Genomic DNA, 12836 nt, shown 5'->3' with positions numbered 1-12836 from the left:
CAGGAATTTCGGAGCCCAGACCATGACCGATGTCAGCCAGGCCAGAAAACAATCCAGTCCAAGCGCGGGCGGCGAAGGCTTCGATCTCGCCAAGCTGCTGCTCGAGGGCCGCGCATTCTTTGCCCTGATCGTGATCATCGTCGTCTTCTCGTTCCTGTCGCCCTACTACCTTTCGGTGGCGAATTTCCTGACCATGGCCTCGCATGTCGCCATCTTCGGAATTCTCGCCGTCGGCATGCTGCTCGTCATCCTCAATGGCGGCATCGACCTGTCGGTGGGATCGACGCTCGGGCTTGCCGGTGTGGTTGCCGGTTTCCTGATGCAGGGCATGACGCTGACCTGGCTGGGCGTCGTTCTCTATCCGCCGGTCTGGGTGGTCGCCGTGCTTGCCTGCATGCTGGGCGCCGTCGTCGGGCTGATCAACGGCGTGCTCATCGCGCGCTTCAAGGTTCCGGCCTTCGTCGCGACACTGGGCGTCATGTACATGGCGCGCGGCCTGGCGCTGCTGATGACCAGTGGCCTGACCTACAACAATCTCGGTGGTAAACCGGAGCTGGGAAACACCGGCTTCGATGCGCTTGGCTTCAACCGCCTGTTCGGCGTGCCAACCGGCGTGGTGGTTCTCGTGGTCATCGCGCTCATCGGCAGCATCGTCTTGAACCGCACCGCCTTCGGGCGCTGGCTCTATGCCTCGGGCGGCAATGAACGCGCGGCCGAACTGTCCGGCGTTCCGGTCAAGACGGTGCAGATTTCCGTCTATGTGCTGTCAGGCATCTGCGCCGCCATTGCCGGCCTGATCCTGTCCTCGCAGCTGACATCGGCAGGACCGACCGCAGGCACCACTTACGAACTGACGGCCATCGCGGCCGTCGTCATCGGCGGCGCGGCACTGACCGGCGGGCGCGGCAACATCCGCGGAACCCTGCTCGGCGCCTTCGTCATCGGCTTCCTGTCCGACGGTCTGGTGATCATCGGCATCTCATCCTACTGGCAGACAGTGTTCACGGGCGCGGTCATCGTGCTCGCCGTGCTGCTCAATGCCGTTCAGTATCGCCGCCGCAGCAAGCTCCCAAGCGCTACAGGTGGCCAACCGACTTCTCAGAAACGGGGGAAGGCCGAAGCGGCCAATCCTGCCCAAGGGAAGACTGCCAGGTGACTGGCAGCAACACCGCGTAATCATTGGAGGAATATACATGAAAACCATGCTGAAAAGTCTGCTTGCGGCCGCGATGGTCGTCGGGTTCACGGCCGCCGCTTCTGCCGCGGGTCTGATCTCGATCATCGTCAACGATCCGGCCAATCCCTACTGGCTCACCGAGGGCAACGTCGCCAAGGCCGAGGCCGAGAAGCTCGGCTACACGGCCAATGTCGGCGCCCACAAGGGCGACACCAACACGGAAAGCAACCTGATCGACACCGCCATCACCAACAAGTCGGTGGCCATCATTCTCGATCCGGCCAACGCTGACGGCTCCGTCGGTGCGGTGAAGAAGGCGATTGCCGCCAACATCCCGGTTTTCCTCGTCAATGCCGAGATCAACCAGGAGGGCCTCGCCAAGGGGCAGCTCGTCTCCAACAACGCGCAGGGTGCCGCTCTCGGTGCCCAGCAGTGGGTGCAGGCAGTCGGCGAAAAGGGCAAATATGTCGAACTGCTCGGCGCCCCGTCGGACAACAACGCCGCGACGCGCTCGAACGGCTACGCAACTGTGCTGAGCCAGTATCCGGACCTCGAGAAGGCCGCTTCGCAGGTCGCCAACTGGGATCGGACCCAGGGCCACGACAAGATGCAGAGCATGCTGCAGGCCAATCCCAATATCATCGCCGTGATCAGCGGCAATGATGAAATGGCGCTCGGCGCGGTTGCGGCGCTGAAGGAAGCCGGCAAGCTGGCTGGCATCAAGGTCGGCGGCTTCGACGGCTCCCCGGATGCGGTTGCGGCGATCAAGTCCGGCGAACTGCAGTACACCGTGCTGCAGCCGGTTGCCATCTTCTCGGCCAAGGCCGTGCAGCAGGCGGACTCGTTCATCAAGACCGGCGCCACAGGCGCGGCGACCGAGAAGCAGCTGTTCGATTGCCTTCTCATCACCAAGGACAATGTCGACAAGTACACCGCACCCTTCGTGCTGTCGGAGTGAAACCTGAACAGGGGGTGTCCTTGCGGACACTCCCTGCCTCTTCTGCGAAATCGCCCTCGTGAACTGCCTTCTTAACCAACCGGAATTTGCGGCATGAAAGACCTGCTGATCGGCATCGACGCGGGAACGTCGGTGATCAAATCGGTCGCTTTCGATCTGTCCGGGCGGCAGCTCGCCATGACGTCGGTGCCCAACAGCTTCGTCACGCTGGAAGGCGGCGGCGCCGAGCAGGACCTCGACCAGACGTGGCGCGACATGGCGCGGACCGTGCGCGATCTCGCGGCCAAGATCCCCGACCTCGCGCAACGAACCGCGGCGGTTGCCATCACCGGGCAGGGCGACGGAACCTGGCTGATCGATGGCGACGGCTTGCCGGTCTCGCGCGCATGGCTGTGGCTCGACGCCCGCGCCGGACATCTGGTGGACGAGATGCGTGCCGATCCCAGGGATCGCCGGCGATTCGAGCTGACCGGCACGGGACTTAATTCCTGCCAGCAGGGTGCCCAGCTTGCCTTCATGAAAAAGAACAGTCCGGCCATGCTGGAGCGGGCTGCCACCGCACTGCATTGCAAGGATTGGCTCTACTTCAAATTGACGGGCGAACGCGCCACGGATCCTTCGGAAGGGACATTCACTTTCGGAGACTTTCGGTCGCGCAGCTATTCCGACGAGGTCCTCGACATCCTGGATCTGACGACGCATCGCCGCCTTCTGCCTCCCATGCTGGAAGGCACCATCGACCATCATGCCTTGTCACGATCGGCGGCGGCAGAGACCGGCCTGCTCGCAGGCACACCGGTGGTGCTGGGTTACGTGGATATGGTCATGACGGCTCTCGGAGCCGGCCTCTATGATCCCTCAGGCAATGTCGGCTGCACGGTGATTGGCTCGACCGGCATCCACACGCGCTTCGCAGCCGCTCCCGGCGATGTCGTGCTGAACGATAATGGCTCCGGCTACACCATCGCCATGCCTATTCCAGGCGGCTTCGCACAATTGCAGTCCAACATGGCGGCGACGCTCAACATCGACTGGCTGCTTGGCCTGGCGCGCGATGTGCTCGCGACGGCTGGCGGCAAACCTTCTCATGATGATTTGCTGAAGGCACTCGATGTCTGGGTGGAAGCATCCGAGCCGGCATCGCTGATTTACCAGCCTTACATATCGTTGGCTGGCGAACGCGGACCATTCGTCGACCCCGATGCACGCGCGGGGTTCATCGGAGTTTCGGTAAAGCACGGCTTTGGCGATCTGGCGCGCGCCGTCCTTGAGGGATTGGCCTTCGCAGCCCGCGATTGCTACCAGGCGATGGGTCCCGTGCCGAGCGAGATTCGCCTGTCGGGCGGCGCCGCGCGCAGCCCGTCTTTGCGCCGCATCATCGCGGCGGCGACACGGGCGCAAGTCCGAACGAGCAGCCGCCAGGAAGCCGGCGCTGCAGGTGCCGCGATGATGGCCGCGGTCGGCCTCGGCGTCTACGGCTCGATGGAAGACTGCGCCGCCGAGTGGGTGACGCCGCTTCTCGGCGACTGCGATGCCTATGATGAGGTGCTATCGCAAACCTACGATGCGCTCTTCCCTTCCTTCGTTGCGGCGCACCGAGCGCTTCGGCCGGTGTGGAAGGGCATGGCGCACCGCACAGGAGCAAGATCTTGAGCAATCCAACAGATGTCGTCGATCTCTTCGTGATCGGCGGCGGCGTCAATGGGGCCGGCATAGCGCGTGACGCGGCAGGGCGCGGGCTGTCCGTTATCCTGTGCGAAAAAGACGATCTCGCTCAAGGCACCAGCTCGCGCTCCGGCAAGCTGGTGCATGGCGGTCTGCGCTATCTGGAATATTATGAATTCCGGCTGGTTCGCGAGGCACTGATCGAACGTGAGGTGCTACTCGAGGCAGCGCCGCACATCATCTGGCCGATGCGCTTCGTTCTTCCGCACAGCCCGCAAGACAGACCAGCCTGGCTGGTCCGGCTCGGACTGTTTCTCTACGACCACCTTGGCGGCCGCAAGCGGCTACCGGGAACCAGGACACTTGATCTGAGTACGTCGCCGGAAGGCGCGCCGATCAAGGACGAATTCAAGCGCGGCTTCGAATATTCCGACTGCTGGGTCGACGATGCGCGGCTGGTGTTGCTCAACGCTCTGGACGCCAGGCAGCGCGGCGCGACGGTTTTGACTCGTACTGCATGCATTGCGGCACGACGCGAAAATGGCCTGTGGTCGATCGACATGCAGGATGGCCGCACGGGTGCGGTCACGAAAGTCCGGGCGCGCGCACTGATCAATGCGGCAGGGCCATGGGTCAACGACATTGTCAGCCGCGTCGCTGGGCAGAATTCCACCCGCAATGTTCGCCTTGTGAAGGGCAGCCACATCGTCGTGCCCAAATTCTGGGAGGGACGGCAGGCCTATCTCATCCAGAACAACGACAAGCGGGTGATCTTCGTCAACCCCTACGAGAACGATCTGGCGCTGATCGGCACCACCGACATTCCCTACGAAGGCAGGCCCGAGGAAGTGGCCGCCGAGGCAAGCGAAGTCGATTACCTGATCAAGGTGGTCAATCGCTATTTCAAGCGGCAGCTGACGCCTCAGGACGTGGTCTACAGCTTCTCCGGCGTGCGTCCGCTCTATGACGACAATGCCGATAATCCAAGCGCGGTGACGCGCGACTATATTTTCGAACTCGACGCCTCCAATGGCAACGCGCCACTGCTTTCGGTGTTCGGCGGCAAGATCACCACCTTCCGCAAGCTCTCCGAACATGCGCTGGAAAAGATCCAGCCGTTCTTTCCGACTATGAAGAAGGCCTGGACGGCCAAAATTCCCTTGCCGGGGGGCGACATTCCCAATGCCGACTTCGAGCAGTTCCTGAGTGATCTGCATTCCGAGTTTTCATGGCTCGGCCCGTCGCTGGTCAAGCACTACGCTCGAACCTATGGAACCCGTGCCAGGCAATTGCTCGCCGGTGCACAAAGCGCGGCGGATCTCGGCCGCCGCTTCGGCCCCGATTTTTATGAACGGGAGGCAAAGTTCCTGGTCGAGACCGAATGGGCCGGCACATCAGCCGATATCCTGGAACGCCGCACCAAACATGGCCTGCATATCAATGCAGCCGAGCGGAAGGCATTCGAAGACTGGTTCGGCAACATCATGGCAACGGCAGACTGATGGCCTTCACGCTTTCCCTTAACACCAATCCCCTGGTCAACCGCTTCGCCGATCCAGACGATTTGATCGACGCGATCGCCTATGGCATCGGCATCCGGGACGTGCAGCTGACGCATGAATTCGTCAATCCGGGCTGGCCGGCGGCAACGATTGCCAAATTCCTGCGCCTGTTCAACAGCGCCCTGGCGAGGACCGGCGTCAGGATCACCTCGGGCATGACCGGACCCTATGGCAGGCTCAACCATTTCGGCCACCCGGATGCGGATGTCCGGCGCTACTATGTCGACTGGTTCAAGACATTCGCCGACATTTCCGCCGAACTCGGCGCGTCAGGCATGGGCACGCAGTTCGCCATCTTCACCTATAAGGATTTTGACGATCCGCAACGGCGGGCAGCACTTCTCGACATCGCGCTCGAATGCTGGCGCGAGGTGGCCGAACATGCCAAGGCGGCGGGCCTGTCCTACCTGTTTTGGGAGCCGATGTCGGTCGGCCGCGAGTTCGGCCACACGATCGAAAGCTGCGTCACACTGCAAGGCGCCATCGATGCGGCGAACCTGCCCATTCCAATGCAGATGATGGTCGATATCGACCATGGCGACGTGACCTCGCCCGATCCGGCCGATACCGATCCCTATGCCTGGGCAAAAGCGTTTCCATTGCAATCGCCGATCATCCATATCAAGCAGTCTTCGATGAACAAGGGCGGCCACTGGCCGTTCACGGCCGCCTACAACAAGGATGGCCGCATAGTTCCGCAAAAGCTGCTGGATGCGGTTCGGCAGGGCGGCGGAACCGACAACGAAATTTGCCTTGAACTTTCCTTCAGGGAGAGAGAACCAGTCGACCATCAGGTTATCGAGATGATCCGCGAGTCGGTGGATTTCTGGGCGCCTTACATCGACAGTGGCCGCGACATTCTCAAGCCTCGAACTTGAGTGAAATGCCGGCTCGACGCCGGCACTGGTGGCCAGGAAAATACGCGTTGAAGGAGAAAAAAATGACCCCATACTGGGTCGGCACGAGCTGGAAGATGAACAAGACGCTGGCGGAGGCGCTGCAGTTCGCCGACGCGCTGGCTGCCTTTGTGCCGGGTTTCGATCGGGCGATACAGCCTTTCGTCATTCCGCCGTTCACCGCCGCGCGCCAGGTCAAGGCGGCGCTCGCCAACACCCGCGTGAAGGTCGGCGCCCAGAACATGCATTGGGCCGACGCCGGCGCCTGGACTGGAGAGGTTTCGCCGGTGATGTTGAAGGATTGTGGGCTCGACCTGATCGAACTGGGCCACAGCGAGCGCCGAGAGCATTTCGGTGAAACGGATGCGACAGTGGGACTGAAAACCGCGGCTGCGGTCCGGCACGGTTTCGTGCCGCTGATCTGCGTCGGCGAGACGCTGGCCGAGCGAGAATCCGGCCGCGCCGATGAGATTTTGACCGCCCAGGTTCTTGGTGCGCTGCAAGGCCTTGAGGGCAATGCACTGTCATCAGAAATCCTCTTTGCCTACGAGCCCGTCTGGGCGATCGGCGAGAAGGGCATTCCCGCAAGCGCCGATTATGCCGACAGGCAGCAGGCGCTGATCAAGAAGGTGGCCGCCGACCGGCTGCAAGCTGCCCCGCCCGTGCTTTACGGCGGCAGCGTCAATCCAGGCAACGCGGCCGAACTGATCGGCCAGCCGCATATCGACGGCCTGTTCATCGGCCGCTCCGCGTGGCAAGCGGTAGGCTATATCGACATTCTGGAAAAGGCGTCGGCCGCCATAGCGCGCTGACCACGAAGCAAAAGGAGTTTATTGCATGAAGATCGCACTTGGAGCCGACAGCGCCGGCAAGCCGCTGCTCGATGTCATCGCCAAGCATCTCACGACCAAGCCGGGGTTGCAGGTCGTCGATCTCAGCCAGGCCGGATTCTACGCTGATATCGCCGCCGCGGTCGGCCACGAAGTTCTCGACGGCAATTACGACCGGGCCATCCTGTTTTGCGGTACCGGCATCGGCGTCAGCATATCCGCCAACAAGGTGCCGGGCATTCGTGCCGCATTGACCCACGACACCTATTCCGCCGAGCGCGCCGCCAAGTCCAACAACGCCCAGATCATCACCATGGGCGCCCGCGTCATCGGTCCGGAACTGGCGAAATCGATCGCCGACGCATGGCTGGCCTCGGAATTCGATCCGAACGGCCCCTCCGCCGCAAACGTGCAGGCCGTCGACAAGCTCGACGCCAAGCGCTGACGCGAGGGACCTGCTGAGTTAACTGGTCAAGGCGACCCGCATCGCCTCGATCACAGTCACGGCGGACGCGGCGCCTGGGTCCATATGCCCAAGCGAGCGCTCGCCGAGGCGGGAGGCCCGGCCCTTGGTGGCGATCATCGCCTTGGTCGCTTCCGCGCCTGCCTTTGCCGCCTGCGCGGCAGCCTCGAGACTGGCCGCCAGACCCTTGCCGGAAGCCAGCGCTTCGCCCGCCGCTTGCGCTGCTGGCGCCCATGCGTCGATCATCGTCTTTTCGCCAGGTTCAGCCTTGCCGCGATCCTGAATGCCCTTGGCCATGGCCTGGAACAGCGCGACCGTTTCCGCGTCGTCAAGCGTCGTCTTGCCCTTCACGGCTGCCGCGCCACGCATCAACGCAGTCGCATAGAGCGGACCCGAGGAGGCGCCGACCGCGTTCAGGAACGACTTTGCCGCCGTATTGAGCAAGGCAGTCGGGTCAGCGGCCGCCGTGTCGAGCGCGGCTACCGCATCGCGTGCCGCGGAAAACCCAAGCTCCATCGCGATGCCGTGGTCGGCGTCGCCGATAACCCCGTCAAGCGCGCACAGCCTGTCCCTGTCGGCTGACATGGCGTTTGCGATCGCCGCGAACATCGCAACAAGGCGGGCAGTGTCGATTGTCATGTCTTTGTCCTTGCCGCAGAGAAGGTTAGCCGGCGCGAAACATGGCGCAGTCACACGGGTGGTCCAGCATCGTCTGCAACTCGCCGTCAAGCCGATGCAGAGTGATCGAGGCCCCCGCCATTTCGAGCGAGGTGCAGTAGTTGCCGACCCAGCTTGCGTGGATGGACACACCGATCTCGTCGAGCCTCTGCTTCACGCGCCGGTTCATGATGTAGAGTTCCATCAGCGGCGTCGAGCCGAGCGAGTTGACGAGCACCGCGACCTTGTCGCCGCGCGCCGGCGCCATCTCGTCGAGGATCCTGTCCAGCATCTCGTCGGTGATCTCGTCGGCTGTCTTCAGCTTCCCGCGCGCAATGCCTGGTTCGCCGTGTATGCCCATGCCGATTTCCATCTCGTCCGGCCCGATCTCGAAATTCGGCCGGCGGGTCTGCGGCAAAGAGCAGGGCGACAGTGCCACGCCCATGGTGAAGGTGTGGTCGTTGGCCTTGCCTGCGATACGCTCGCATTCGTCGAAGGACAGCATCCGGTCGCAGGCGGCGCCGGCTGCTTTGAAGATGAAGAAATTGCCGGCGACGCCGCGCCTCTTGTGCCGCTGGTCGCGCGGTGCCGAGGCGACGTCGTCGGTGCTCACCACCGTGCGCACCTCGATGTCGTCCATGGCAGCCATCTCGGCGGCCATGTCGAAATTCATCACGTCGCCGGCATAGTTGCCGTACATGAACAGCACACCGGCGCCGCCGCTAACTGCCTTAGCGCACTCGAGGATCGGGTCTGGCGGCGGCGAGGCAAAGACGTTGCCGATGGCGGCTGCGTCAGCCAATCCCTTGCCGACGAAGCCGAGAAAGCTCGGCTCGTGGCCCGAGCCGCCGCCAATCACGAGGCCCACCTTGCCTTGGCGCGGTCCGTCGCGGGCGATGATGGAGCGTGGGCTGCCGTCCACGCTTTTGAGATGGCGGGGATGCGCCGCCAGGATGCCTTCCAGCATCTCGTCGACGGCGCGGTTGCCGTCATTGATGATCTTCTTGGTCTGCACCGGCATCCTCCCGATTTCGGCATTTTCGCAGATAATACCGGGTGTTACCGGGATTTCCACCCGGCAAGACGTATTTCGCGTGTCGAAGTGTTTCGCGCAGCGGCACTTGAATCTAGCTGCTGGTCCTTTCAATCGCCGAGGCCATCGCGGATGGCTGAGAAATAGCGATCGGTCCCGACCTGGCCACCCTTGAGCGCAACCTCCAGCCCGTCGATCGCCTTGACGCGCGAATGGGCAACGCAGAGCGGCGAACCCGGCGAAGCGGGCAGCGGCATGCGGATTGTCAGGGCATCGACACCCATCTCGCCAAGTGCATGGCTCGACGTATCACCGCCGGCAATGACCACGCGCCGCAGGCTCTGTTCGATGGTAAGGCTGCGAAGGATTTCTCCGAGGCCGCGGCCAAGCCTGTGGCGGGCGCCTTCCTGCCGGTCGATTTCGGTGCCCCTGTCGGCTGTAGGGCCAAGCGCGGTGTAGAGGATGACGCTGCGCCCGGCTTGCAGACTGGCTCTGCCGCTCGCCGCTGCGCGCGCGATCGCCTGCTGTGACGCCTCGGAAAGCAGTTCGACTGGATCGACCTCAATGCCGTCGAAACCGTCGGCCAGGGCATGCCGAATCTGTCGTTCGGTGGTTGGTGAGCAACTGCCCGACACGACGGCTATCCGGTCGGCAGCGCCCGGCGGCGTGAAGCCTTGTCCGGCGCTGACGATGCCATTCGAAGCCCATTCGGCCAACAACGCATACTCGACCCCGGACGAGCCGACGACAAAAGAACCGCCCGGCTTGCGAACGCGCCACAGCTCCTTGCCGGCTAAGGCCTGCGTTTCCAGATTGTCGACATCGACAAGCACGATTGCGGTGCCGTTTCCGGTCAGACGATCGAACGCCGCCGCCAGCGACGCGGACTGCAGCGTCGCAAGGTCGATCAGCCCGGAGCTCAGCGCCGTCTGCCGCGACAAATGGATCAGCAGATCGGACTCATCCATCGGCGTCGTCGGATGGCGGCTCATCACCGGGTGGCGGTCGATGCGAAAATATTGGTCGCGATAGGCGGCGAACAAATGGCCGAAGGCGGTGTAGCGTCTGAGTTGCGGCGCGCCGATCAGCAGCGGCACGCTGTCCTGCGCGAACACCGAGCGGCCGATTTCGATGGCCCGGCCGATGCTGCCGATCGTCGGACTGGAATCGAAGGTGGAACAGACCTTGTAGTGGCAGATTGCGGCTTTCAACGTCTTCAGCCAGGCGAAAGCCTCGCGCAGATGTGTATCCATCCACTGTGGAGACTCGCTGCGACTGGTGCCGGCCAGTCCGATCGCCCGGCAATGGGCGAAGCGCGACAGCAAGGTCTCGTCCGGCTGGCGCATGAACAGCACGGTCGGCACGCCGCTGAGCTCGAGCGCCTCCATGACATCGGTCGAGCCGGTCAGGTCGTCGCCATAATAGCTGAGAAGCAGGTCCTGCATGGCTTCAGGCCGCCTTGCCGTCGCCGAATTTTTCGATCGACCGCGCCAGTTCGGGATGGCTCAAGGCGAAGTCCGCCAGCGGAATGCCGTCGACCGCCGCCTGCCAGGCTTGCTGCACGGCCCGCACGCCGGCGCCCGGCCCGTCCGGATGGCTGACAATACCGCCGCCGCAGAGATAGAGAAGATCGACCGTCCGTCCCGTCCGCGCATACGTCTCGGGCGCCTGACCGCCCCACTGGCCGGAGCCCGCCACCGGCAAGGCGCAGTCCTCGGGTGAAAAGATCGGTGTTGTCACGGCCTTGAACGACTCGACGAAAGAGTCATCCGGTTCCCAGTATTTCGAGGCGATGCCGTTGATCTGGAACTGGTCGACGCCGAGCAGCCGCCAGAACTGCTGCCAGACCTTGAAATCCATGCCGAGGCCAGGGTGACGGGTGAGGATGTCCCAGCCATTGCGATGGGCGTGTAGCACCAGGCTGGAGCGTTTTCTCAGGAAGGCCATGCCACCGAAGCCGATCGAATTGATGTTGACAACAGCGCAATTGCCGCCGGCCTTCACAACCAGATCATGATTGCGCATCATCTCGTCCGGGTCGGCATGCGAGATGCCGAAGGCATACATCACTTTCTTGCCGGTCTTCTGCTCGTGATCGAGGATGAGCGGCATGATCGCCTTCACCCGTTCCGACAGCGGCGAATAGGCCGGGCTCATCAGCTTCTCATCGTCCTTGATGAAGTCGACGCCGGCGGCGATCAATTCCGCCACCATCGCCGCTGTCTCGTGCGGCCGCAGCCCGAGCGCCGGCTTGACGATCGTGCCGATGATTGGCCGGTCTGCGACGCCGGTAAGTCGGCGGCTGCCGGCAACACCGAACTGTGGGCCAGGATGCGCGCCACGAAAATCCTCCGGCAGCTTCATGTCGACGACGCGAATTCCGGTGAGGTCCCTGATCGAATAGGTGCCGCCGATGGCAATCGTCATCAGCGCCGAGAGGTCGGCGCCGATGGCATCGAACGGAAAGGCGATATCGACATCGGCGCGCCTGAACGGCCCCTCGCCGGCGTCGGGAAGGGACGGCCGTTCGGCATCGGGCAGAGGCCGGATCGCCAGCACGCGCGCCGCCACCCGGGCCTTCAACTCCTCGGTCTCGCCAGGCAGCGCCACGAAGGTGCCGGTCGACTGGTCGCTGGCGATCTTGGCGGCCAGCGCTTCGATGCTGCCGGGCGTTTCGATGCGATAGGTGAGGGTGATCATGGTCTGTTGTCTGAGGCCGAGCATTCGAAAAAGGTTCACCAGTGTGCGAAATCTGGTATAATGAGTACATAAGTATTGCAAGACATATCCGGAAGCCTTGGCGGATCAACAGACGGCAATTTCCGGGAATTGTGGCGGCAGTGTTAAATATGGCCGGCTCAAGGGAGTGATTCGCGACGATGAACCGTTCGGAACCGATTGTCCGGCGCAAGCTTTCCGATGAGGTCTTCTTGCGGCTGAAGCGCCTGATCACCAGCGGCGAACTGATGCCGGGCGACGACATGCCATCGGAGCGAGAGCTGATGGAGCGCTTCGAGGTTGGCAGGCCGGCGATCCGCGAGGCCATGCAGGCGTTGAGCAATATGGGCCTGGTCGCGATCTCGCATGGCGAGCGCGCCAAGGTGCTTCAGTTGACAGCCAAGTCGATCATCAAGCAGGTCGATGGCGCCGCCAAGATCATCCTGTCGTCATCGAAGGACACGCTTGAGCATCTGAAGAGCGCGCGCATCTTCTTCGAGCGCGGCATGGTCAGGGAAGCCGCCGAAAAGGCCACCGCTGAGGACGTGCAGCGGCTGCGGGCCATCATTACCGAACAGCGCGGCTTTCGCGGTGATTCCGAAGCCTTCATTTCCGCCGACATGAAGTTCCATACCCAGATCGCCGCGATTTCCGGCAATCCGATCTATGTCGCCGTAAGCGAGGCGATGCTCGGGTGGTTGAAGGAATACCACACCGAAATGCTGATCTGGACCGGCAAGGAAAACTTCACGCTGACCGAGCACGAAGAGATCATCGGCCGCATCGAGAAGAAGGATGCCGACGGCGCCGAGAAGGCGATGATCAAGCACCTTGAGCGCTCGCGCGCGCTCTATGTGATGAACTCCGAAAAGTAACT

General features: G+C 62.8%; 12 protein-coding genes. 8 read left to right on the top strand and 4 right to left on the bottom strand.

Translation table 11 applies throughout. From position 1 onward, the window contains the following. Positions 1-22: 22 nt before the first annotated feature. The 7 genes from NKI20_RS12365 (at position 23) to derI (ending at position 7533) form a co-directional block, all read left to right on the top strand. Positions 23-1156: an ABC transporter permease gene (locus NKI20_RS12365; RefSeq protein WP_352830848.1), complete on the top strand. Its 1134-nt coding sequence runs from the start codon at positions 23-25 to the stop codon at positions 1154-1156. Between the two features lie 37 nt (positions 1157-1193). Then, positions 1194-2135: a D-ribose ABC transporter substrate-binding protein gene (locus NKI20_RS12360; RefSeq protein WP_352830846.1), complete on the top strand. Its 942-nt coding sequence runs from the start codon at positions 1194-1196 to the stop codon at positions 2133-2135. Positions 2136-2228: 93 nt separating this feature from the next. After that, a complete protein-coding gene (locus NKI20_RS12355; protein WP_352726211.1) occupies positions 2229-3788 on the top strand; it encodes an FGGY-family carbohydrate kinase in 1560 nt (519 codons plus the stop codon). Next, on the top strand, positions 3785-5302 hold the full coding sequence (locus NKI20_RS12350) for a glycerol-3-phosphate dehydrogenase (RefSeq protein ID WP_352830844.1): 1518 nt from the start codon (positions 3785-3787) through the stop codon (positions 5300-5302). Before NKI20_RS12355 ends, NKI20_RS12350 begins: the two co-directional genes overlap by 4 nt. After that, a complete protein-coding gene (locus NKI20_RS12345) occupies positions 5302-6240 on the top strand; it encodes a sugar phosphate isomerase/epimerase family protein (protein WP_352830842.1) in 939 nt (312 codons plus the stop codon). Before NKI20_RS12350 ends, NKI20_RS12345 begins: the two co-directional genes overlap by 1 nt. A 62-nt stretch (positions 6241-6302) precedes the next feature. Beyond that, a complete protein-coding gene (locus NKI20_RS12340; protein WP_352830840.1) occupies positions 6303-7070 on the top strand; it encodes a triose-phosphate isomerase in 768 nt (255 codons plus the stop codon). 25 nt (positions 7071-7095) lie between these two features. Then, positions 7096-7533, top strand: a complete 438-nt coding sequence (gene derI, locus NKI20_RS12335; protein ID WP_352830839.1) for a D-erythrulose-4-phosphate isomerase — start codon at positions 7096-7098, stop codon at positions 7531-7533. 18 nt (positions 7534-7551) lie between these two features. Here derI and dhaL read toward each other — a convergent pair whose 3' ends face one another. The 4 genes from dhaL to oiaX form a co-directional block, all read right to left on the bottom strand. Beyond that, a complete protein-coding gene (gene dhaL, locus NKI20_RS12330) occupies positions 7552-8190 on the bottom strand; it encodes a dihydroxyacetone kinase subunit DhaL (RefSeq protein ID WP_023756732.1) in 639 nt (212 codons plus the stop codon). Between the two features lie 25 nt (positions 8191-8215). Then, the gene (locus NKI20_RS12325) at positions 8216-9223 is read right to left on the bottom strand and encodes a dihydroxyacetone kinase subunit DhaK (protein ID WP_352830837.1); all 1008 of its coding nucleotides are present in this window, start codon (positions 9221-9223) and stop codon (positions 8216-8218) included. Positions 9224-9351: 128 nt separating this feature from the next. Continuing rightward, on the bottom strand, positions 9352-10686 hold the full coding sequence (locus NKI20_RS12320) for a four-carbon acid sugar kinase family protein (RefSeq protein WP_352830835.1): 1335 nt from the start codon (positions 10684-10686) through the stop codon (positions 9352-9354). Positions 10687-10690: 4 nt separating this feature from the next. Further along, on the bottom strand, positions 10691-11941 hold the full coding sequence (oiaX, locus tag NKI20_RS12315; RefSeq protein ID WP_023756729.1) for a 3-oxo-isoapionate-4-phosphate decarboxylase OiaX: 1251 nt from the start codon (positions 11939-11941) through the stop codon (positions 10691-10693). A gap of 179 nt (positions 11942-12120) precedes the next feature. Here oiaX and NKI20_RS12310 point away from each other — a divergent pair, with 179 nt between their 5' ends. Continuing rightward, positions 12121-12834: a transcriptional regulator NanR gene (locus tag NKI20_RS12310; protein ID WP_023756728.1), complete on the top strand. Its 714-nt coding sequence runs from the start codon at positions 12121-12123 to the stop codon at positions 12832-12834. Positions 12835-12836 lie beyond the last annotated feature (2 nt).

It is taken from the genome of Mesorhizobium sp. M0830 (assembly GCF_040319965.1).
In the GTDB taxonomy this organism is placed as follows: Bacteria; Pseudomonadota; Alphaproteobacteria; order Rhizobiales; family Rhizobiaceae; genus Mesorhizobium.
Note: the sequence above shows the minus strand (reverse complement) of the source record. Positions and strands in the feature narration are given on the sequence as shown.